The sequence below is a fragment of the Streptomyces sp. NPDC047014 genome (assembly GCF_040644195.1).
In the GTDB taxonomy this organism is placed as follows: Bacteria; Actinomycetota; Actinomycetes; order Streptomycetales; family Streptomycetaceae; genus Streptomyces.
Genome location: NZ_JBEYVX010000101.1, coordinates 1 through 20,822, shown reverse-complemented (window position 1 = coordinate 20,822; position 20,822 = coordinate 1). Strand labels below are relative to the sequence as shown.

General features: G+C 73.6%; 16 protein-coding genes and 1 pseudogene. 10 read left to right on the top strand and 7 right to left on the bottom strand.

Annotated elements, in window-relative coordinates:
- Positions 1 to 134 precede the first annotated feature (134 nt).
- Both ABZ873_RS30435 and ABZ873_RS30430 read left to right on the top strand, forming a co-directional pair.
- Complete coding sequence (locus ABZ873_RS30435) at positions 135 to 1,217, top strand: DUF916 domain-containing protein (protein WP_360878776.1); 1,083 nt, start codon at positions 135 to 137, stop codon at positions 1,215 to 1,217.
- Between the two features lie 63 nt (positions 1,218 to 1,280).
- Complete coding sequence (locus ABZ873_RS30430; protein ID WP_360878773.1) at positions 1,281 to 2,447, top strand: hypothetical protein; 1,167 nt, start codon at positions 1,281 to 1,283, stop codon at positions 2,445 to 2,447.
- 82 nt (positions 2,448 to 2,529) lie between these two features.
- Here ABZ873_RS30430 and ABZ873_RS30425 read toward each other — a convergent pair whose 3' ends face one another.
- From ABZ873_RS30425 to iolC, 4 genes are read right to left on the bottom strand one after another with little or no spacing between them, the layout of a single operon-like run.
- On the bottom strand, positions 2,530 to 4,029 hold the full coding sequence (locus ABZ873_RS30425) for a CoA-acylating methylmalonate-semialdehyde dehydrogenase (protein WP_360878771.1): 1,500 nt from the start codon (positions 4,027 to 4,029) through the stop codon (positions 2,530 to 2,532).
- Positions 4,030 to 4,042: 13 nt separating this feature from the next.
- The gene (gene iolD, locus ABZ873_RS30420; RefSeq protein ID WP_360878768.1) at positions 4,043 to 5,926 is read right to left on the bottom strand and encodes a 3D-(3,5/4)-trihydroxycyclohexane-1,2-dione acylhydrolase (decyclizing); all 1,884 of its coding nucleotides are present in this window, start codon (positions 5,924 to 5,926) and stop codon (positions 4,043 to 4,045) included.
- Positions 5,923 to 6,957 carry a 5-deoxy-glucuronate isomerase gene (iolB, locus tag ABZ873_RS30415; protein WP_360878779.1) on the bottom strand — a complete coding sequence of 345 codons (1,035 nt, stop codon included), beginning with the start codon at positions 6,955 to 6,957 and terminating at the stop codon, positions 5,923 to 5,925. Before iolB ends, iolD begins: the two co-directional genes overlap by 4 nt.
- 7 nt (positions 6,958 to 6,964) lie before the next feature.
- The gene (gene iolC, locus ABZ873_RS30410; RefSeq protein ID WP_360878765.1) at positions 6,965 to 7,945 is read right to left on the bottom strand and encodes a 5-dehydro-2-deoxygluconokinase; all 981 of its coding nucleotides are present in this window, start codon (positions 7,943 to 7,945) and stop codon (positions 6,965 to 6,967) included.
- A gap of 26 nt (positions 7,946 to 7,971) precedes the next feature.
- On the opposite strand from iolC, the gene ABZ873_RS30405 reads away from it, so the two are divergent.
- The 5 genes from ABZ873_RS30405 to ABZ873_RS30385 all read left to right on the top strand — a co-directional run bounded on the left by ABZ873_RS30405 (position 7,972) and on the right by ABZ873_RS30385 (position 13,178).
- Positions 7,972 to 8,886 carry a sugar phosphate isomerase/epimerase gene (locus ABZ873_RS30405; RefSeq protein ID WP_360878762.1) on the top strand — a complete coding sequence of 305 codons (915 nt, stop codon included), beginning with the start codon at positions 7,972 to 7,974 and terminating at the stop codon, positions 8,884 to 8,886.
- A gap of 20 nt (positions 8,887 to 8,906) precedes the next feature.
- On the top strand, positions 8,907 to 9,920 hold the full coding sequence (locus tag ABZ873_RS30400) for a Gfo/Idh/MocA family oxidoreductase (RefSeq protein ID WP_360878759.1): 1,014 nt from the start codon (positions 8,907 to 8,909) through the stop codon (positions 9,918 to 9,920).
- A gap of 253 nt (positions 9,921 to 10,173) precedes the next feature.
- Positions 10,174 to 10,374 (top strand): MerR family transcriptional regulator, encoded by a 201-nt coding sequence (locus tag ABZ873_RS30395; protein WP_360878756.1) that lies wholly within the window; start codon positions 10,174 to 10,176, stop codon positions 10,372 to 10,374.
- A gap of 140 nt (positions 10,375 to 10,514) precedes the next feature.
- Positions 10,515 to 10,748: a heavy-metal-associated domain-containing protein gene (locus tag ABZ873_RS30390; protein WP_360878753.1), complete on the top strand. Its 234-nt coding sequence runs from the start codon at positions 10,515 to 10,517 to the stop codon at positions 10,746 to 10,748.
- Positions 10,749 to 10,916: 168 nt separating this feature from the next.
- The gene (locus ABZ873_RS30385; RefSeq protein WP_360878750.1) at positions 10,917 to 13,178 is read left to right on the top strand and encodes a heavy metal translocating P-type ATPase; all 2,262 of its coding nucleotides are present in this window, start codon (positions 10,917 to 10,919) and stop codon (positions 13,176 to 13,178) included.
- A 386-nt stretch (positions 13,179 to 13,564) separates the two neighbouring features.
- On the opposite strand, the gene ABZ873_RS30380 is transcribed toward ABZ873_RS30385, so the two are convergent.
- Both ABZ873_RS30380 and ABZ873_RS30375 read right to left on the bottom strand, forming a co-directional pair.
- Positions 13,565 to 14,854, bottom strand: a complete 1,290-nt coding sequence (locus ABZ873_RS30380; RefSeq protein ID WP_360878747.1) for a citrate synthase — start codon at positions 14,852 to 14,854, stop codon at positions 13,565 to 13,567.
- Between the two features lie 182 nt (positions 14,855 to 15,036).
- Positions 15,037 to 17,301 (bottom strand): ATP-dependent RecD-like DNA helicase, encoded by a 2,265-nt coding sequence (locus ABZ873_RS30375; protein WP_360878744.1) that lies wholly within the window; start codon positions 17,299 to 17,301, stop codon positions 15,037 to 15,039.
- A 289-nt stretch (positions 17,302 to 17,590) separates the two neighbouring features.
- Between ABZ873_RS30375 and ABZ873_RS30370 the strand changes: the two genes are divergently transcribed.
- Both ABZ873_RS30370 and ABZ873_RS30365 read left to right on the top strand, forming a co-directional pair.
- The gene (locus tag ABZ873_RS30370; protein WP_360878741.1) at positions 17,591 to 18,115 is read left to right on the top strand and encodes a DUF937 domain-containing protein; all 525 of its coding nucleotides are present in this window, start codon (positions 17,591 to 17,593) and stop codon (positions 18,113 to 18,115) included.
- A 178-nt stretch (positions 18,116 to 18,293) separates the two neighbouring features.
- A pseudogene (locus ABZ873_RS30365) lies at positions 18,294 to 18,785 on the top strand (GNAT family N-acetyltransferase); the annotation flags it as partial.
- Here the strand turns inward: ABZ873_RS30365 and ABZ873_RS30360 are convergent.
- Complete coding sequence (locus tag ABZ873_RS30360) at positions 18,736 to 19,659, bottom strand: EamA family transporter (protein ID WP_360878738.1); 924 nt, start codon at positions 19,657 to 19,659, stop codon at positions 18,736 to 18,738. The pseudogene ABZ873_RS30365 and the gene ABZ873_RS30360 overlap by 50 nt on opposite strands.
- 100 nt (positions 19,660 to 19,759) lie before the next feature.
- Here ABZ873_RS30360 and ABZ873_RS30355 point away from each other — a divergent pair, with 100 nt between their 5' ends.
- The gene (locus ABZ873_RS30355; RefSeq protein ID WP_360878735.1) at positions 19,760 to 20,749 is read left to right on the top strand and encodes a LysR substrate-binding domain-containing protein; all 990 of its coding nucleotides are present in this window, start codon (positions 19,760 to 19,762) and stop codon (positions 20,747 to 20,749) included.
- The last annotated feature ends 73 nt before the right edge of the window (positions 20,750 to 20,822 follow it).

The window sequence follows — 20,822 nt, the reverse complement described above, 5'->3', positions numbered from 1 at the left end:
CCCTCCCCGCCTGCCCCACCTCCCCCCCCGCCCCCCCCCCCCCGCCCCCCCCCCGGGCCGCCCGGGCCGGGGGGGGCCCCCCCCCCCCCCCCCCCACCACCCCTTCCCCTGTCCGCGCCGACCGGAGAGCGCCCATGCCGACCCGACGCCGCCCGCGCCGCCCCCGCACCTCCCCGTACGGCCGGCCCCCGTACCGCCGGCCCCCGTACGCCCTGCTGGCCCTCGGCCTCGGCCTGCTCCTCGGCCTCCTCCTCCCGCCCGGTCCGGCCGCCGCCGCGGACAACGGCACCTGGGCGGTGTTCCCGACCCCCGCCACCGGCGCCGCCAGGACCGACCGGGCGTACTTCTTCCACCAGGGCGCGGCCGGCACCACCGTCGAGGACAGCGTCACCGTCCTGAACAGTTCCGACCGCGAGCTGACCCTCCGCCTCTTCGCCACCGACGCCGTGAACACCCCGGAGGGCGGCGCCTTCGCCCTGCTCCCCGCGGAGACGGCGCCGAAGGACATCGGCAGGTGGATCACCCCGGCCCCCGGCACCGGCGAGACCGTCACCCTGCCCCCGAAGGGCCGCAAGGACATCCCGTTCACCGTCCGGGTCCCGGCCGACGCCACCCCCGGCGACCACATCGGCGGGATCGTCGCCGCCGGCACGGCCGTGGAGGGCGTGCGGCAGGAGGGCAAGGTCCAGGTCGGCGTGAAGCGGTCGGTGGGCGCCCGCCTGTACTTCCGCGTGCCGGGGCCCGTCACCGCCGGGCTGAGCGTGGAGGACGTCCGCGTCCGCCGGTCCGCCCCGCTGCTGCCCTGGGTGCGCGAGGCCCGCGCCACCGTCACGTACGCCCTGGTCAACCGGGGCAACGTGGTCGTCGAGCCCCGGGTCGCGCTCTCCGCGGACGGGCTCTTCGGGCGCCGGGTGCTGGACCGGCCGGAGCGGGATCTGCGGCTGAGCCTGCTGCCCGGCCAGCGGGTCGAGCTCACCGAACCCTGGCCGGACGCACCGCAGTCGGACCGGGTGGGCGTACGGATCAGGGCGGGCGCGGCGGCCCACCCGGAGCTGGTCGCCGTCGCCGGTACGGAGTTCACCGCGGTGCCCTGGCCCGCCCTCGGGCTGCTCCTGCTCCTGGCCGGGGCGGGGGTCGCGTGGCGGGTGCTGCGCGGGCGCCGCCACGCCGAGGGCGAACAGCGCGAGGCCCTACCGGACTTGGCTGGAACCCGCTGACCGGCAAAAGTGTCCCCGGGTGACGGAATCCGGCCGTCACGTCGCGAGGGGGAGGCTCCTGCAATGGAACAACGGCACGGCGACGCGGCCAAGGGCACGGGGCTGCTGTCCCGTATCGAGCGGGCCCTCGGCACCGGCACCGCGGCCTATCTGCCGGGCTCCGGCTGGATCCGCCTCACCCTCCCGGTCGACGACGGCGGGCCCGCGCCCGTCACCGTGGACGTGGTCGCGGACACCGCGCGCGCCCCGCGGGGGATCGTCTACCTGCTGCCCGGCGGCGGGCTGAATTTCGCCGCCGACTTCTTCACCCCCGGCGGGCCGGGCGCCCACAACCTCGCCCACGCGCTGCGCCGCCGCGGCTACCTCGTCGTCGGCGTCACCCCGCGCGAGGACGCCGCCACCGCGGCCGACATCACCGCCGCGTGGGGGCTGGAGGCGCACCGCCGGGACCTGGCGGCGGTGGTGGGCGCGCTGGACTCCGTACTGGAACTGCCCTACACCTATGCCGGCCACTCCGCCGGCGCCCTCCTCGCCCTGGACGCCGCCTCGCACGACACCTCGCCCCGGCTGCGGCGGGTGGTGGCCCTGGACACGACCGGCCCGTACACCGGCGAACTCGCCGAGCGGGCCGCCGCCACCCGGGACGCCTACGCCACGCAGCTCGCGCAGGGTGTCACCACCGTCGACCCGGGGCTCGCCGGCGTGATCGCCAGGGCGGTGGCCGATCCGGACGGGGTGTCCCCCGCGCCCTGGCCGCCGGACCCCTCCCGGCGCTTCACCCATGCGGGGCTGGCCCACTTCGCGCTGGTCCGCACGGCCGCGCTGCCCGGTCCCGCGAACTGGATCTACGTACGGGGCCACAGCGCGGGCAGCCACACCTTCGGCCCGAGCCCGGCCGAGGACCGCTTCACGCTGGCCCACACCCCGCTGCCGGTCTGGCACGCGGCGACCTCAGCCCTCGGCAGCGGCCTCGTCCCGACCGCCCTGATGCGGGACCTCGCGGCGGTCTGGGCGGGCGACGGCGAGCTGTACGGCATCGCCTGGGACCGCATCCGGGCCGAGGTGACCTGGATCAACACGGAACTGGGCCGCGGCGACCATCCCCGGGGCGCCGAGCTCATCCGCGCGGGCGGCAACACCCGGGTCACCTTCACGGTGATCCCGGACTACGGCCATGCGGACGCGGTCTGGAGCACCCGCGCGGCCACGGACGTCTGGTCGAAGCTCTGACCTCAAACACGCGAGACCCCCTGCCCATGAACGCGAGACCCCCGGCCCGCGAAGGTGGGCCGGGGGTCTCGGAGAAGGGGGCTCAGCGGGAGGTGGGGAAGCCCAGGTCCACGCCCGCGTGGCCCTCCGACGGGTCCGGCCAGCGGGTCGTGACGACCTTGCCGCGGGTGTAGAAGTGGATGCCGTCGTTGCCGTAGATGTGGTGGTCGCCGAAGAGCGAGTCCTTCCAGCCGCCGAAGGAGTGGTAGCCCACCGGCACCGGGATCGGGACGTTGACGCCGACCATGCCCGCCTCGATCTCCAGCTGGAAGCGGCGGGCGGCGCCGCCGTCACGGGTGAAGATCGCGGTGCCGTTGCCGAACGGCGAGGCGTTGATCAGGGCCACGCCGTCCTCGTAGGTCTCCGCGCGCAGCACGCACAGCACCGGGCCGAAGATCTCGTCGCGGTAGGCGTCGGAGTCGGTGCGCACGTGGTCCAGGAGGGAGAGGCCGATCCAGTGGCCGTTCTCGTTGCCCTCGACGGTGTAGCCGGTGCCGTCCAGGACCACGTCCGCGCCCTGGCCTGCGGCGCCCTTCACGTACGAGGCGACCTTGTCGCGGTGGGCGGCGGTGATCAGCGGGCCCATCTCGGAGGCCGGGTCGTTGCCGGGGCCGATCTTGATCTTCTCGGCGCGCTCGCGGATCTTCTCCACCAGCTCGTCACCGATGGCGCCGACCGCCACGACCGCGGAGATCGCCATGCAGCGCTCGCCGGCGGAGCCGTAGGCGGCGGAGACGGCGGCGTCGGCGGCCGCGTCCAGGTCGGCATCGGGCAGCACCAGCATGTGGTTCTTGGCGCCGCCGAGGGCCTGCACGCGCTTGCCGTTGGCGGAGGCGGTGGTGTGGATGTGGCGGGCGATCGGGGTGGAGCCGACGAAGGAGACGGCGGCGATGTCGGGGTGCGCGAGCAGCGCGTCGACGGCCACCTTGTCGCCGTGGAGCACGTTCAGCACACCGTCCGGCAGGCCCGCCTGGGTGGCCAGCTCGGCCAGCTTGTTGGCGGCCGAGGGGTCCTTCTCGCTCGGCTTGAGCACGAAGGTGTTGCCGCAGGCCACGGCCAGCGGGAACATCCACATCGGGACCATCGCCGGGAAGTTGAACGGGGTGATGCCCGCGACCACGCCCAGCGGCTGGCGGATCGAGGAGACGTCCACCCGGCTGGAGACGGAGGTGGACAGCTCGCCCTTGAGCTGGGTGGTGATCCCGCAGGCCAGCTCGACGATCTCCAGGCCGCGGGCGACCTCGCCCAGCGCGTCCGAGTGGACCTTGCCGTGCTCGGCGGTGATCAGCTCCGCGATGGTGTCGCGGTGGGCGTCCAGCAGGGCCCGGTACGCGAAGAGGACCTTGGTGCGGGCGGCCAGCGAGGACTGGCCCCAGGACAGGAAGGCTTCCTTGGCCACGCGTACCGCGGCGTCGACCTCCTCGGCCGACGCGAGGGCGACCTGCGTGGTGACCTCGCCGGTGGCCGGGTCGGTGACCGGGCCGTAGTTGCCCGACGCGCCCTCGACGGTCTTGCCACCGATCCAGTGGTTGACGGTCTTCATGCCTATTGCTCCTTCACAGATGGCGACGTCGCTGCGCGGCTTGCCGGTCGTACTCGTCACGGGCCTCGGCCGCCGCCTTGCGGGTCGCGGTCTCGGCCACAGGAACATCCCACCACGCCTGTGCCGGGGGCGGGCCCGACACAGTGTCGGGCGTTCGGGTCTGTACGTAGACACATGTGGGCCGGGTCGCCGAACGCGCCTCGGCCAGGGCTTCCCGCAGGTCACGCGTGGTGCGGGCGCGGATCACAGCCATCCCGAGGGAGGCCGCGTTGGCGGCGAGGTCCACCGGCAGGGGGTCCCCGGTGTACGAGCCGTCGGGCGCCCGGAAGCGGTAGCCGGTGGCGAAGCCCTCCCCGCCGACGGCCCCCGAGAGGCCGCCGATGGAGGCGTAGCCGTGGTTGTCGAGGATCAGCAGCCTGACCGGGATGTTCTCCTGCACGGCGGTGACGATCTCGGTGGGATTCATCAGGTACGTCCCGTCCCCGACGAGCGCCCACACCGGCCGGCCGGGCGCGCCCAGCGCGACGCCGATCGCGGCCGGGATCTCGTAGCCCATGCAGGAGTAGCCGTACTCCACGTGGTACTGGTCCGAGGAGCGGGCCCGCCACAGCTTGTGCAGGTCACCCGGGAGGGATCCGGCCGCGTTGACGAGGATGTCGGTGCCGTCGGCCAGGGCGTCGAGCAGCCCCAGCACCTGGACCTGGGTCGGCGGAAGCTCCTCGTCCGCGGCGGAGACCGCGTAGGCCCGGTCGACGCGCTCCTCCCAGCGCCGGCCCTCCTCCTGGTACGCCGTCTCGTACGCGGGCTCCGCGCGGTAGCCGGTCAGCGCCTCCCGGAGGGCGTCGAGGCCCTCGCGGGCATCGCAGACCAGCGGGCGGGCGGCGAGCTTGTGGGCGTCGTACGGGTCCAGGTTGAGGCCGATGAACCGTACGGCGGGATCCTGGAACAGGGTCGAGGAGGCGGTGGTGAAATCGCTCAGCCGGGTCCCGGCGGCCAGGACCAGATCGGCCTCCCGGGCGAGGGCGTCGGCGGTGGCCGTCCCCGTGTGGCCGATCCCGCCGACCTCGGCGGGATGCCCGTGCGGGAGCGCCCCCTTGCCCGCCTGCGTCACGGCCACCGGGATCCCGGTGGCCTCGGCGAAGGCGGCGAGGGCGGCTTCGGCGCGGCTGTGCCGGATCCCGCCGCCGGCGATGAGCAGGGGGCGCGCGGAGCCCCGTACGGCCTCGGCGGCGGCGGCCAGCTCGGCGCGGTCGGGCCGCGGGCGGCGCACGCCCCAGACGCGCTCGGCGAAGAACTCCGCGGGCCAGTCGTACGCCTCCGCCTGCACGTCCTGCGGCAGCGCGAGGGTGACGGCCCCGGTCTGCACCGGGTCGGTGAGGACGCGCATGGCCTGGAGGGCGGCCGGGATCAGGGCCTCGGGGCGGGTGACGCGGTCGAAGTGGCGGGAGACGGGGCGCAGGGCGTCGTTGACGGAGAGGTCCCCGGCGTGGGGCGTTTCGAGCTGCTGGAGCACGGGATCGGCGGGGCGGGTGGCGAAGGTGTCGCCGGGCAGCAGGAGCACCGGGATCCGGTTGATCGTGGCGAGGGCGGCACCGGTGACGAGGTTGGTGGCGCCGGGCCCGATGGAGGTGGTGACGGCGTGGGCGGAGAGCCGGCCGCTCTGGCGGGCGTAACCGACGGCGGCGTGCACCATGGCCTGCTCGTTGCGGCCCTGCAGGAAGGGCATGGCGTCGGGGCCGGTGCCGCCGGTCTCCAGGAGGGCCTGTCCGATGCCGGCGACGTTGCCGTGGCCGAAGATCCCCCAGGTGGCGGCGATCAGCCGGTGGCGGTGGCCGTCCCGTTCGGTGTACTGGCGGGCCAGGAAACGGATGAGGGCCTGGGCGACGGTGAGCCTCACCGGGGGTCCTCCGCTCGGGTCGTGGGGAAGGGCAGCCGGGGGTCGACGGGCTGACCGGGCCAGGTGGAGCGGATCCACGCGTGGTCGGGGTGGTCGCGGATCAGCCATTCGCGGGTCTCGCCGGGGCCGGCCATGACGTTGAGGTAGTACATGTCGTGGCCCGGGGCGGCGATGGAGGGGCCGTGCCAGCCGTCGGGGATGAGGACGGCGTCGCCGGTGCGGACCTCTTGGAGCAGGTCGGTCCTCCCCGCCGGGGAGGGGCTGACGCGGTGGTAGCCGAGGCCGGGGGTGTCGCCGTGCGGGGCGATCTCGAACCAGTAGATCTCCTCCAGGCGGGATTCCTCGCCGGGGTGGTGCTCGTCGTGCTTGTGCGGGGGGTACGAGGACCAGTTGCCGCCGGGGGTGAGGACCTCCACGGCGATGAGGCGGTCGCAGGCGAAGCCGGTGGGGGTGGCGGCGGCGAAGTTGTTGACCTGGCGGGAGCAGGTGCCCGCGCCGCGGAGCTCGACGGGGACGGTCTCGGCGGGGCCGTAGCGGGCGGGGAGGCGGTGCGTGCAGCGGGCTCCGGCGAGGGCGAAGCGGCCTCCTGCGGCGGAGTGGATCTCCGCTCGCGCGTCGCGGGGGAGGTAGGCGAAGTCGGTGGGGCCGGCGAACACCCCGCTCCTGCCGCGCAGCCGGAACAGGTGCGACTCCGCTCCGGGGGCTCCGCCCCCGCTCCCCCGCGCCTCAAACGCCGGCGAGGCTGAATGTGCCCCCTGCCGGCCGTCCGCTTCCGCCAGGGAGGCTGGATCTGGCCCCTGCCGGCCGTGCGCTTCCGCCGGCGCAGCTGGATTAGGCCCCGGCACCTCCTCCAGGCTCGGGCCCGCGTCATCCAGCCCCGCCGGCGTTTGAGGCGCGGGTCCGGGCAGGGCCCGGCAATGGACCTCGCAGGCGCCCGACAGCGGGAGCACGATCCATTCGGCGTCGCCGCAGGCGAAGGCGTGGCGCTCGCCCGGGGCCAGGGTCAGGACCCGCAGGCGCGTCCAGTTCATCTCCCACTCAGAGAGCACCGGCACGGCCCAGCACCTCCTCCACCTCGGACGGAAACGGCATCGCGCTGGAGCACTCCAGCCGGGAGGCCACGATGGCCCCCGCCGCATTGGCGTAGCGCACGACGCGCGCCAACTCCCACCCCGCCAGCAGCCCATGGCACAGCGCCCCGCCGAACGCGTCTCCCGCGCCGAGCCCGTTGACCACGTCCACCTCCACCGGCTCCGCCTCCACCACCGTCCCGTCGCGGTGCATCGCCAGTACCCCCCGCGGGCCCCGTTTGACCACGGCCAGTTCCACGCCCGCCGCGAGCAGCGCGCGGCCCGCCGCGTGCGGGTCGGACTCGCCCGTGGCGATCTCGCACTCCTCGGCGTTGCCGACGGCCACCGTGGCCGCCGCGAGGGCCCGTTCGTAGGACGGCCCCGGTTTCTCCCGCCACAGCATCGGCCGCCAGTCCAGGTCGAACACGGTGGTACCGGCCCGGCCGCGGGCCTCCAGGGCGGCCAGGGTCGCCGCCCGCGAGGGCTCCTCGCTCAGGCCCGTACCGGTGGCCCAGAACACGCGGGCCGCCCGTACCGCCTCCAGGTCCACCTCCTCCGCCGCGATCTCCAGGTCCGGCGCCTTGGGCAGCCGGTAGAAGTAGAGGGGGAAGTGGTCCGGCGGGAAGATCTCGCAGAAGGTGAGCGGGGTGGGGTGCGCGGCGACCTCCGTCACCCACCGCTCGTCCACCCCGAACTCCCGCAGCTCGCGCCGCAGGTACGCGCCGAAGGGGTCCGCCCCGGTCCGGCTGACCAGCGCGACACGGCGGCCCAGCCGGGCGGCGGCGACGGCCACATTGGCCGCGGAGCCGCCGAGGAACTTGCCGAAGGTGTCCGCGTCGGCCAGTGGTACGCCGGTCGTCAGCGGGTAGAGATCCACCCCGATCCGGCCCATCGTGATCAGGTCGAACGCGATCGGATCGCCGGTGCCGCTCACAGTCAGTCCTCCCACTCGTCCTCCACCCTAAGGTGGCCGTTATGACGTCCTCCCCGCCCGCGTTGACCCGTATCCGCATCGGTTCGGCTCCGGACTCCTGGGGTGTCTGGTTCCCGGACGATCCGCGGCAGACCCCCTGGTGGCGGTTCCTCGACGAGGTGGCCGACGCCGGGTACGCGTGGATCGAGCTGGGCCCGTACGGCTATCTGCCCACCGATCCGGCCCGCCTGACCGAGGAGACGGGGCGGCGGGGACTGCGGGTCTCGGCCGGGACCGTCTTCACCGGACTCCATCACGGGCCCGCCGTCTGGGAGGAGACCTGGGAGCACGTGTCGCGGATCGCCGCGCTGACGCAGGCGATGGGCGCGGCCCATCTTGTCGTCATCCCCTCCTTCTGGCGGGACGACAAGACGGGCACGGTGCTGGAGGACCGCACCCTGACCGCCGCGCAGTGGCGCGAACTGGCCGCCCAGACCGAGCGGCTGGGCCGCGAGGTGCGGGAGCGGTACGGGCTGCGGATCGTGGTCCATCCGCATGCCGACACCCATATCGACACCCCGGAGAACGTGGCCCGCTTCCTGGACGCCACCGATCCGGACCTGGTCTCGCTCTGCCTGGACACCGGCCACTACGCCTACTGCGGCGGCGACAGCGTCCAGGCGCTGGAGACCTTCGCCGAGCGGATCGGCTACCTCCACCTCAAGCAGGTGGACCCGCGGATCCTCGCCGAGGTCGTCGCCCGCGAGCTGCCCTTCGGTCCGGCGGTGGGCCTCGGGGTGATGTGCGAACCGCCCGCCGGGGTACCCGCGCTGGAACCGGTCCTGGCGGCCGCGCAGCGCCTGGGGGTGGACCTGTTCGCCATCGTGGAGCAGGACATGTACCCCTGCCCGCCGGACCGGCCGCTGCCGATCGCCCGCCGCACCCGCTCCTACCTGCGCTCCTGCGGAGCCCGCTGACCCCCTGGGAGGGATACGAGATGACCCGCACGCTCGGCATCGCCGTCATCGGCACCGGGAAGATGGGCGCGGACCACGTGCGCCGGTTCGGGCGGACCGTCGGCGGCGCCCGGGTGGTGGCCGTGGCCGATCCGGACGGGGACCGGGTCAAGGAGGTCGCGGCGGGCCTGGAGGGCGCGAGCGCGCACACCGACCCGGCGGCGGCGATGGCCGCGCCCGGGGTGGAGGCCGTACTGATCGCATCGCCCGGCCCGGCCCATGAGGAAGCGATTCTGCGGGCCCTGGAGCGGGAGCTTCCGGTGCTCTGCGAGAAGCCGCTGACCCCGGATCCGGCGGGGGCGCTGCGGATCATGGAGGCCGAGCAGCGGCTGGGGCGGCGGCTGGTGCAGGTGGGGTTCATGCGGCGGTTCGACGCCGAGTACGAGCGGTTGAAGGCGCTGCTGGACGCGGACGGCATCGGGCGGCCGCTCTTCCTGCACTGCCGGCACCGCAACGCCTCCTCCCCCTCCTTCTTCACCAGCGACATGCTGATCAGCGATTCCGTGGTGCACGAGGTGGACGCGGCCCGCTGGCTGCTGGGGCAGGAGATCACCGCCGTCACCGTGCTCTCGCCCCGGCCCTCGGCGGCGGCGCCCGCGGGGCTGAGCGATCCGCGGCTGGTGCTGATGGAGACCTCCGGCGGGGCCGTGGTCGATGTGGAGATCTTCGTGAACTGCGGTTTCGGCTACCAGGTGCAGTGCGAGGCGGTCGGCGAAGCGGGCAGTGCGCGGATCGGCGACGGCCACGCGATGGTGGTGCAGTCGGCGGGCCGCTGGGGCGGCGAGATCGCCCAGGACTTCACGGTGCGCTTCTCCGACGCCTACGACCGGCAGCTGCGGCGGTGGGTGTCGGCGGCGGCGCGCGGCCGGGTGGCCGGGCCGGACGCCTGGGACGGTTACGCGGCGGCGGCCGTCTCGGAGGCGGGCCTCGCGGCGGCGCGCGAGGGCGTACGGACGGCCGTGGAGCTGGTGGAGCGCCCGGCCCTGTACCGCTGACCGGCGGTTCCTCCGCTGTCCTCGGCCTTGGTGGCCCCTGTGACCCGTGTGCCGTCCGGGTCACAGGGGTCTTCTTTTCGTCATGGATGTCCCCGTTACGCGGGTTTTCCGTCACAGGCGGGCGACAGCCCCTCCCCGGCGCCCGTCCCGCGTCGTTCGCCGGGCACAACCCGAGTGATCGTCAGCGTCCACGCGCGGTCTCCCCCGACGGCCTCCCGGCCGCACCGCGGCGTGGCCAAGGAGGTGTCCCCGCATGAGCGACCGACAGCTGTGGTCGTACAAGGAGATCGCTGCCCACATCCGGGTCCAGCCGGACACCGTGCGCTCCTATCGCAAGCACGGACTGCTGCCCCCGCCCGACCATGTGGAGGGCGGCAAGCCCTACTGGTACGCCGACACGGTCCGCGCCTGGGTGGCCCGCCGCCCGGGAAACCGGGGCCGGCGCGACGAGTAGCCCGCACAGCCGCGCGAAACGGGGCACGCCTGCGCTCGCTTTATACCCCCCAGGGGTATAGTCTCGACGCGTCGGGAGGACGGTGGACCCATCGGCCGCCACCCCGGCGACCGGACGCACCCCTGAAAGAGGAGAACGACATGACCGCCGAGACGGACACCCAGACCACCACCGTCTACCGGGTGACCGGCATGACCTGCGGCCACTGCGAGGGCGCGGTGACCGGCGAGCTGTCCGCCCTGCCGGGCGTCAGCTCCGTCAAGGCCGTCGCCGCGACCGGCGAGGTCACCGTGGTCTCCGCCGCCCCGCTCGCCGAGGAGGACGTCCGCGCCGCCGTGGACGAGGCCGGCTACGAGTTCGCCGGCCAGGTCTGAGCGGCGACCGCGCCCTCCCCCGCAGGACAAGCAGTACGAGCAGCACCAGCACCACCCGCGACACCAGCAGTAACGCAGCACCCGCGGCACTCCGCGGCACCCCGCCGGGCCGTACCGTCCAGCTCATACTGGTTCCGTACGGCCCGGCCATCCCCCTGGAGCCGGAACATGACCAGCACAGTGCACGACGGACCGATAACGGCGGTCGAACTCTCGATCGGCGGGATGACCTGCGCCTCCTGCGCGGCCCGCATCGAGAAGAAGCTCAACCGGATGGACGGCGTCGAGGCCACGGTGAACTACGCCACCGAGAAGGCCCGCGTCTCCTACAGCGGCGACGTACAGGTCGAGGACCTGATCGCGACCGTCGTCAAGACGGGCTACACCGCCGAGGAGCCGGCCCCGCCCGCACCGCCCGCCCCGGAGGAGGGCGCGCCGGAGGACCGGCCCGAGGCGGCCGATCCGGTGCTCGCCGCCCTGCGGCAGAGACTGCTGGTCTCCGCCGCGCTCGCCCTGCCCGTCGTCCTGCTGTCGATGATCCCCGCCCTCCAGTTCGACAACTGGCAGTGGCTCTCGCTGACCCTCGCCGCCCCCGTCGTCGTCTGGGGCGGGCTCCCCTTCCACCGGGCCGCCTGGACCAACGCCCGGCACGGCGCGGCCACCATGGACACCCTGGTCTCCGTCGGCACGCTGGCCGCCTTCGCCTGGTCCCTGTGGGCGCTGTTCTTCGGCCACGCGGGCATGCCGGGGATGCGGCACGGCTTCGACTTCTCCGTCTCCCGCTCCGACGGCTCCTCCGCCCTCTACCTGGAGGTCGCGGCCGGGGTCGTCACCTTCATCCTGCTCGGCCGCTATCTGGAGGCCCGCTCCAAGCGGAAGGCGGGCGCCGCCCTCAAGGCCCTGATGGAGCTGGGCGCCAAGGACGTCGTCGTCCTGCGCGCGGGCCGCGAGGTGCGCGTCCCGGTGAGCGCGCTCGCGGTCGGGGACCGGTTCGTGGTCCGGCCCGGGGAGAAGATCGCCACCGACGGCACCGTGGCCGAGGGCAGCTCGGCCGTGGACGCCGCCATGCTGACCGGCGAGTCCGTGCCCGTGGAGGTCGGCCCCGGCGATCCCGTCACCGGAGCCACCGTGAACACCTCCGGACGCCTGGTCGTCGAGGCCACCCGGGTCGGCGCCGACACCCAGCTCGCCCGGATGGCCCGGCTGGTGGAGGAGGCGCAGAACGGCAAGGCCGAGGTGCAGCGCCTCGCGGACCGGATCTCCGGGATCTTCGTCCCCGTCGTACTGGTGCTCGCGCTCGGCACCTGGATCACCTGGATGCTGATCACCGGCGACGCCACCGCCGCCTTCACCGCCGCCGTGGCCGTCCTGATCATCGCCTGCCCCTGCGCCCTGGGGCTGGCCACGCCGACCGCGCTGATGGTCGGCACCGGGCGGGGCGCCCAGCTCGGCATCCTGATCAAGGGGCCCGAGGTACTGGAGTCCACCCGCCGCGTGGACACCGTCGTCCTGGACAAGACCGGCACCGTCACCACCGGCCGGATGAGCCTCGCCGGGGTCTTCGCCGCCGAGGGTGTGGACGAGCGGGAGCTGCTGCGGCTGGCCGGGGCCCTGGAGCACGCCTCCGAGCACCCGATCGCACGGGCCGTCGCCAGCGCCGCGGCCGAGCGGGCCGGGGAGCTGCCGGTGCCGGAGGGCTTCGAGAACCTGGCGGGGCTCGGCGTACAGGGGGTCGTCGACGGGCACGCCGTCCTGGTGGGCCGCGAGCGGCTGCTGGCCGACTGGTCGATCACCCTGCCCGCCGGCCTCGCGGAGGCCAAGGCCACCGCCGAGGCCGCGGGGAGCACGGCCGTGCTGGTGGCCTGGGACGGCGAGGCGCGCGGGGTGCTGACCGTGGCCGACGCGGTGAAGGAGACCAGCGCCGAGGCCGTCTCCCGGCTGCGCGCGCTGGGCCTGACCCCCGTCCTGCTGACCGGTGACCACCGGGCCGTCGCGGAGACGGTGGCGCGCGAGGTCGGCATCGAGGAAGTGATCGCCGAGGTCCTTCCGCAGGACAAGGCCGATGTCGTACGCGACCTCCAGGCGCGGGGCCGTACGGTCGCCATGGTCGGGGACGGGGTCAACGACGCGGCGGCGCTGGCGCAGGCGGACCTGGGGCTCGCCATGGGCACCGGGACCGATGCCGCGATCGAGGCCGGGGACCTGACCCTCGTACGGGGCGACCTGCGGGTGGCGGCGGACGCGATCCGGCTCTCGCGCCGGACCCTCGCCACCATCAAGGGGAACCTGTTCTGGGCCTTCGGCTACAACGTGGCGGCGCTGCCGCTGGCGGCCGCCGGGCTGCTCAACCCGATGATCGCGGGAGCGGCGATGGCCTTCTCCTCGGTGTTCGTGGTGACCAACAGCCTGCGGCTGCGCCGATTCCGCTAGCGGATCTTCCTCCCCACGGCCCTCACACTTCCTTCACGGGAGACGCAGATCACAGTGATCGCGACGTAACCATCCGGGGGCGTCATGGGTCTAATGGGGCGATGCCAGTGAACGTCTTGGGGGACGTTCCACGGAGACCTGGGGGTTTTCCGAGGCATCCGCCGGCCGGGACGCGTGCCCGCGGGGAGGCTTTGAGCGGCCCTCCCGAGCTGAACGGGTCCCGGCACACCGACGCCCCGGTTCGGGTCCCGTGGGGGGAATCCGTCCCGGGGAAAAGGGAAGCGCCCCGACCGTCGACCCGTGGGGGGATCTACGGCGGGGCGCTTCTCGCGTACCGGGTGGTGCACCGCTCACGGCCGGGGGCCGGGCGGCGGAAGGGCCTCGGGTCAGCGGGCCTCTACGGGCACGAAGTCGCGCAGGACCTCGCCCGTGTAGATCTGGCGCGGGCGGCCGATGCGGGAACCCGGCTCCTTGATCATTTCCTGCCACTGCGCGATCCAGCCGGGGAGCCGGCCGAGCGCGAAGAGCACGGTGAACATCTCGGTGGGGAAGCCCATCGCCCGGTAGATCAGACCGGTGTAGAAGTCCACGTTCGGGTAGAGGTTGCGCTCGACGAAGTAGGAGTCGGCGAGCGCGTGCTCCTCCAGCTTGAGCGCGATGTCCAGCAGTTCGTCGCTCTTGCCGAGCGCCGAGAGGACATCGTGCGCCGCGGCCTTGATGATCTTCGCGCGCGGGTCGAAGCTCTTGTAGACACGGTGTCCGAAGCCCATGAGGCGGACGCCGTCCTCCTTGTTCTTCACCTTGCGGATGAAGGCGTCGACGTCGCCGCCGTCGTTCTTGATGCCTTCCAGCATCTCCAGGACGGACTGGTTGGCGCCACCGTGCAGCGGGCCCCACAGGGCCGAGATGCCGGCGGAGATCGAGGCGAACATGTTCGCCTGCGAGGAGCCCACCAGGCGCACGGTGGAGGTGGAGCAGTTCTGCTCGTGGTCCGCGTGCAGGATCAGCAGCTTGTCGAGCGCCGAGACCACGACCGGGTCCAGGTCGTACTCCTGGGCCGGCACGGAGAAGGTCATGCGCAGGAAGTTCTCGACGTAGCCGAGGTCGTTGCGCGGGTAGACCACCGGGTGGCCGACCGACTTCTTGTACGCGTAGGCCGCGATCGTCGGGAGCTTGGCCAGCAGGCGGATCGTCGAGAGGTGGCGCTGCTTCTCGTCGAACGGGTTGTGGCTGTCCTGGTAGAACGTCGACAGCGCGCTGACCACGGAGGACAGCATGGCCATCGGGTGCGCGTCCCGCGGGAAGCCGTCGTAGAAGCGCTTCACGTCCTCGTGGAGCAGCGTGTGCTGGGTGATCTCGTTGCGGAACGACGCGAGCTCGTCGACGGTCGGCAGCTCGCCGTTGATCAGCAGGTACGCCACCTCGATGAAGGACGAACGCTCGGCCAGCTGCTCGATCGGGTAGCCGCGGTACCGCAGGATGCCCTGCTCACCGTCGAGGTAGGTGATCGCGGACTTGTAGGCGGCGGTGTTGCCGTAGCCGCTGTCCAGCGTGACGAGCCCGGTCTGGGCCCGCAGCTTCGAGATGTCGAAGCCCTGGTCGCCGACGGTGCTCTCGACCACCGGGTAGGTGTATTCACCGTCCGCGTACCGGAGTACTACAGAGTTGTCGCTCACGTCATCCCTCACCGACGTAGTGCCTCTTCTTCGAGGTGCCCTGACTGCCTCTACCTTCCCCCATTTGGCGCAGGAGAGTGCACTCGGGGTCGGCCTTTGGTGTTTCTGACGGCACTGAGTGCCGCCAACCTGCTCATCCTGCCCCCTCCGCACCGGTGCGGGAACCCCAAATGATCGATCATCTAGGTGATGTTTCCCACCGGTACGCGTCCGGACAGCCTCGGCGCGACCGCCGTGTACCTCCTGCCTGCGGAAACGGTACGCACCGCCTGGCCGAGCGCCTTGCGGGAGCCGACCAGGACGACCAGCTTCTTGGCCCTGGTCACGGCGGTGTAGAGCAGATTCCGCTGGAGCATCATCCAGGCTCCGGTGGTGACCGGGATCACCACCGCGGGATATTCACTCCCCTGGGAGCGGTGGATGGTGACGGCGTAGGCGTGGGCCAGCTCGTCCAGCTCCGCGAACTCGTAGGAGATCTCCTCGTCCTCCTCGGTCCGGACGGTCAGCCGCTGCTCGTCGGCGTCCAGGCCGGTGACCACGCCGACCGTGCCGTTGAAGACGCCGTTCGCGCCCTTCTCGTAGTTGTTGCGGATCTGGGTGACCTTGTCGCCCACCCGGAAGACCCGGCCGCCGAAGCGCTTCTCCGGCAGACCGGGCCGGGCGGGGGTCATGGCCTGCTGGAGCAGCCCGTTGAGGTTCCCGGCGCCCGCCGGGCCGCGGTGCATGGGGGCGAGCACCTGCACATCGCGGCGCGGGTCGAGGCCGAAGCGGGCGGGGATCCGGCGGGCCGCCACGTCCACGGCGAGCACGCCCGCGGCCTCGGTGTCCTCCTCGGGGAAGAGGAAGAAGTCCGGCAGCCCGTCGGTGATGGGTGGGACCCCGGTGTTGATGCGGTGCGCGTTGGTCACCACCCCGGACTGCTGGGCCTGCCGGAAGATCCGGGTCAGCCGCACCGCGGGCACCGGGCCGCCCTCCGCGAGCAGGTCCCGCAGCACCTCCCCGGCTCCCACCGACGGCAGCTGGTCCACATCGCCCACGAGCAGCAGGTGCGCCCCCGGGGCCACCGCCTTGACCAGCTTGTTGGCCAGCAGCAGGTCGAGCATGGACGCCTCGTCGACGACGACCAGGTCGGCGTCGAGCGGCCGGTCCCGGTCGTAGGCCGCGTCCCCGCCGGGCTTGAGCTCCAGCAGCCGGTGCACCGTGGACGCCTCGGCCCCGGTCAGCTCCGCGAGCCGCTTGGCCGCGCGGCCGGTGGGCGCGGCCAGCACCACCTTGGCCTTCTTGGCGCGGGCCAGCTCGACGATCGACCGTACGGTGAAGGACTTGCCGCAGCCGGGCCCGCCCGTGAGCACCGCCACCCGGCGGGTCAGCGCGAGCCGGACCGCGTCCCGCTGCTCGGGGGCGAGCGCGGCCCCCGTCCGGGTGGCGAGCCAGGCCAGGGCCTTGTCCCAGTCGACGTCCTGGAAGGCCGGCATCCGGTCGTCCTCGGCGTTCAGCAGCCGGCGCACCTGCCCGACCAGGGACAGCTCGGCCCGGTGGAAGGGCACCAGGTACACCGCGGTCAGCGGGTCGGGCCCGCCCTGCGGATCGGGCACCCGCTCCCGTACGACCCCTTCCGGATCGGCGGCGAGCTCGCCCAGGCAGTCGATCACCAGCCCGGTGTCCACCTGGAGCAGCTTGACCCCGTCGGCGATGAGCCGGTCCTCGGGGAGGAAGCAGTGCCCCTGGTCGGCGGACTGCGACAGGGCGTACTGGAGGCCCGCCCTGACCCGGTCCGGGCTGTCGTGCGGTATGCCGACGGCCTGGGCGATGCGGTCGGCGGTGAGGAAGCCGATGCCCCATACGTCGGCGGCGAGGCGGTAGGGCTGGTTGCGCACCACCGAGATGGAGGCGTCCCCGTACTTCTTGTAGATGCGCACGGCGATGGAGGTGGAGACGCCGACGCCCTGGAGGAAGACCATGACCTCCTTGATGGCCTTCTGCTCCTCCCAGGCGGCGCCGATCAGCTTCGTCCGCTTGGGGCCGAGGCCCGGCACCTCGATGAGCCGCTTCGGCTCGGCCTCGATGACGTCGAGGGTGTCGGTGCCGAAGTGCTCCACGATCCGGTCCGCGATCCGCGGTCCGATGCCCTTGATCAGGCCGGAGCCCAGGTAGCGGCGGATGCCCTGGATGGTGGCGGGCAGCACGGTGGTGTAGTTCTCCACGGTGAACTGCCGTCCGTACTGCGCGTGGGAGCCCCAGCGGCCCTCCATGCGCAGGGACTCGCCGGGCTGGGCGCCCAGCAGCGAGCCGACGACGGTGAGCAGGTCGCCGCCGCGGCCGGTGTCCACGCGGGCGACCGTGTAGCCGTTCTCCTCGTTGGCGTACGTGATGCGTTCGAGCACGCCCTCGACGACCGCCAGTTGCACCGCGGCCGGTGCCCGCTCCGCTGCCCGCTCGATTGCCATGGCCCGACGCTACCCGGCGGGGCCGACATCCCGTCAGGGCTGTGGACAGGAGGCCGGGCAGGGCCCCGGACAGCGCGAAGGGGGTCCCGCCTCGCGGCCGGACCCCCTCACGGTTACCCCTCCCTCGCCGGACTTCCCGATCCCCCCGGATCCCTCCCCGGAAGTGCCGACGCACCATACGACCCGCGGTCCCCCCGGAGGGTTGCATCAGGAGGGCCAGATTTACGTTTCCGTTACCCAATGCCTACCCGAGGTGCTGGCGAATCGGGACACACGTAGCGTTTCAGGCATGAGCGAACCTTCATTCCAGGACGAGGTGCTGGGCGAGCTGGGCGAGGACCGGCTGGGCGAGATCGCCTCGGTGCTCGGCACGGACACCGCCGGGGCCCGGGACACCGTCGCGACCACGGTCGGGGCCATGACCGGCGACCTCCGGCAGAAGGCCGGGGCCGACGACGAGGACGGGGCGGAGGTGCGCCAGGCGTTCGCGGAGGTGGCCGAGCCCCCGTTGCAGGGCGTGGCCACGCTCGGCGGCGGGCTGGGCGGCCTGCTGGGCGGCGGGATGATGGCCGGCGTGCTCGCCAAGGTGAGCGGGCCCGTGGCCAGGGCCGTCGCGAAGAAGACGGGCCTGCCCGCGGCCGCCGTCGTCCGGGTCGTCGAGATGCTGATCCCGGTGGTACTGACGGTCCTCGCCAAGCGGGCGGCGGCCCGGAAGGCGCCCGGGGGCGCCGCGGGCGGTGCCCCGGCTTCCGGCGGCGCGGACGGCGGCCTCGGGGACCTGCTGGGCCAGATCCTCGGCGGCGGCAAGAAGTAGCGACAGGCAGCCCGTACGGCGGAAGGCGCGGGCGGGAACCCGGCGCCGGGACCGTCCCCCCGGCCCGCCCCCCGCGCTATCCTCGGGCGCCATGGACACGCCAGAGGCACCTCAGGCATCCGTGGCCTCCGCATCCGCGGCCTCCGCATCCGTGGCCTCCGGGCCGGAAGCGGTGCGGCTGCGCGACCCCCGCCCCGGCGAGCTCGGCTGGATCGTGCAGCGGCACGGCGCGCTGTACGCCGCCGAGTACGGCTGGAACGCGGAGTTCGAGGGGGCGGTGGCCCGGGTCGTCGCGGACTTCGCCGAGGACCACGACCCCTACCTGGAACGGCTCTGGATCGCGGAGCTGGCCGGCCGCCCGGTCGGCTCGGTGATGTGCGTACGCCACGAGGGCGCGCCCGGCACCGCCCGGCTGCGGCTCCTCCTCGTCGACCCGGACCTGCGTGGGCGCGGCATCGGCACCCTGCTCGTCGGCACCGCCGTCGCCTTCGCCCGCTCCGTGGGCTACCGCGAGCTGGTGCTGTGGACCGACGACGTGCTCGCCGACGCCCGCGCCCTGTACCGGCGGGCCGGGTTCACCCTGGTCGCCGAGCGCCCGCACCGCTCGTACGGGGTCTCCCTCACCGGGCAGGACTGGCGGCTGCCGCTTCGGTCGGGCTCCCCGCGCTGACGGCCGTACGGGTCCGGGCGCGCGCGGGGGCCAGCGAGGTCAGCGCCACCCCGCCCACCAGCAGTACGGCCGCGAGCCAGCGCATCCCGGACACCCGCTCCCCCAGCACCAGCGCCGCCGAGGTCATCCCGAACACCGGCACCAGCAGGCTGAACGGGGCCACCGCCGAGGCCGGGTAGCGGCGCAGCAGGTAGCCCCAGGCGCCGAAGCCGAACACGGTGGAGATCCACGCCACGTAGGCGATGACACCCACCCCGGACCAGTCCAGGGCGCGCAGCGCGGCGAGGTCCCGCTCGGGCCCTTCCAGCAGCAGCGACAGCACCAGCAGCGGCAGCACCGGGACCGTGCACACCCACACCATGAAGTTCAGCGCGTCGGGCGGGGACGCCTTGCGGGTCAGCACGTTGGAGACGCCCCAGCAGGCGGCGGCGGCCACGACCAGGGCGAAGCCGAGCACCGGACCGGAGGTGCCCCCGTCGGCCGCGGCGACGGCGATCCCGGCGAGGGCCACGCCCATGCCGTACAGCCGCACCCGGCCCGGCCGTTCGCGCAGCACGACGGCGGCGAGCACGGCGGTGAAGACGGCCTGGATCTGCAGGACGAGCGAGGACAGCCCGGCGGGCATGCCCGCGGCCATGCCGGTGAACAGGAGGCCGAACTTGGCGATGCCGAGGGCCGCCCCGACGCCGAGGATCCACTTCCAGGCGACCTTGGGGCGCCCGACGAGGAACACGGCGGGCAGCGCGGCGACGAGGAAGCGCAGGGCGGACAGCAGCAGCGGCGGGAAGTGGCCGAGGCCGATCTCGATCACCACGAAGTTGAAGCCCCAGACGGCCGCGACGAGCACGGCGAGGGCGGTGTGTACGGGACGCATGTACCGAGCATCGACCGGCCGACCATGAAGCACCAGCGCGGATCTCTTCCCCGATGGATGAAGCATTGCTTACGCATACGGGCGGTGCCACGATGGGAGCGTGCTCGATCTCTCCCGGCTGCGCGCCCTCCACGCCGTCTCCGTCCACGGCTCGGTGGCCGCCGCCGCGGCCGCCCTCGGCTACACCCCCTCCGCCGTCTCCCAGCAGATCGCCAAGCTGGAACGGGAGACCCGCACCACCCTGCTGGAGCGGCGCGGGCGCGGGGTGGCGCTCACCGAGGAGGCCCGCCATCTGGCCGACACCGCCCAGGAGTTGCTGGCGATCGTGGAGCGCGCCGAGACCACCCTGGAGGAGCGGCGCGGGCGGCCCGGCGGACTGCTGACGGTGGCCGCCTTCGCCTCGGCGGCCCGCGGGCTGCTGCCCGGGGTGCTGGCCGAACTGGCCCGCCGGCACCCGGCGCTGGACGTCCGCCTCACCGAGGTGGACCCGCACCTGTCCGTGGATCTGGTGGCCCGCGGCGTCACCGACCTCGCGGTGGCCCACGACTGGGACATCGCCCCGCTGCCCGCCCCCGAGGGGGTGGAGCAGGCCCTGATCGGGCACGACCTCTGCGATCTGGTGGTACCGGCCGGGCATCCCTTCACCGCCCGCCGGACCGTCCGGCGGGCGGATCTCGGCGGCCAGCGCTGGATCTGCCAGCCGCCCGGCCGGGTCTGCCACGACTGGCTGATGCGGACCCTGCGCACCGCCGGCTTCGAGCCCGACATCGCGCATGTCGCCGAGGAGAACCACACCGTCGTCGCACTGGTCGCGGCCGGGCTCGGGGTGGCCGTCGTACCCCGGCTGGGTACGGGAGCCCTGCCGCCGGGGGCCGTTGCCGTGCCGCTGGAGCCGGGCCCGGTGCGCCGGCTGTACGCCCTGTGGCGGACCGGCGCCACCCGCCGGCCCGCGATCACCGAGGCCGTACGGACCCTCCAGGAGCACTGGCCGGCGGCCGCGCCCGGCGCCTCCGCCGACGTCTCCGCCGGGGGCCCGCACCGACACGCCCACGCCCCCGCACTCCCCGTCCCGCCCGGGGCGCGGGGGTAGGGTCCGGCGCGTGCCGCTCCCCGCATCCCGCCGCCAGCTCCTCGCCGCGGCCGCCGTGGCCGCCGTCTCGGCC

Excerpts from the sequence above, each read along its gene's own strand:
- ABZ873_RS30370 (WP_360878741.1), top strand. The coding sequence starts at position 17,591 with ATGAGCGAACCTTCATTCCAGGACGAGGTGCTGGGCGAGCTGGGCGAG.
- iolB (WP_360878779.1), bottom strand. The coding sequence starts at position 6,957 with ATGAACTGGACGCGCCTGCGGGTCCTGACCCTGGCCCCGGGCGAGCGC.
- ABZ873_RS30390 (WP_360878753.1), top strand. The coding sequence starts at position 10,515 with ATGACCGCCGAGACGGACACCCAGACCACCACCGTCTACCGGGTGACC.
- ABZ873_RS30425 (WP_360878771.1), bottom strand. The coding sequence starts at position 4,029 with ATGAAGACCGTCAACCACTGGATCGGTGGCAAGACCGTCGAGGGCGCG.
- ABZ873_RS30430 (WP_360878773.1), top strand. The coding sequence starts at position 1,281 with ATGGAACAACGGCACGGCGACGCGGCCAAGGGCACGGGGCTGCTGTCC.
- ABZ873_RS30360 (WP_360878738.1), bottom strand. The coding sequence starts at position 19,659 with ATGCGTCCCGTACACACCGCCCTCGCCGTGCTCGTCGCGGCCGTCTGG.
- ABZ873_RS30405 (WP_360878762.1), top strand. The coding sequence starts at position 7,972 with ATGACGTCCTCCCCGCCCGCGTTGACCCGTATCCGCATCGGTTCGGCT.
- ABZ873_RS30375 (WP_360878744.1), bottom strand. The coding sequence starts at position 17,301 with ATGGCAATCGAGCGGGCAGCGGAGCGGGCACCGGCCGCGGTGCAACTG.
- ABZ873_RS30435 (WP_360878776.1), top strand. The coding sequence starts at position 135 with ATGCCGACCCGACGCCGCCCGCGCCGCCCCCGCACCTCCCCGTACGGC.
- ABZ873_RS30385 (WP_360878750.1), top strand. The coding sequence starts at position 10,917 with ATGACCAGCACAGTGCACGACGGACCGATAACGGCGGTCGAACTCTCG.
- ABZ873_RS30400 (WP_360878759.1), top strand. The coding sequence starts at position 8,907 with ATGACCCGCACGCTCGGCATCGCCGTCATCGGCACCGGGAAGATGGGC.
- ABZ873_RS30395 (WP_360878756.1), top strand. The coding sequence starts at position 10,174 with ATGAGCGACCGACAGCTGTGGTCGTACAAGGAGATCGCTGCCCACATC.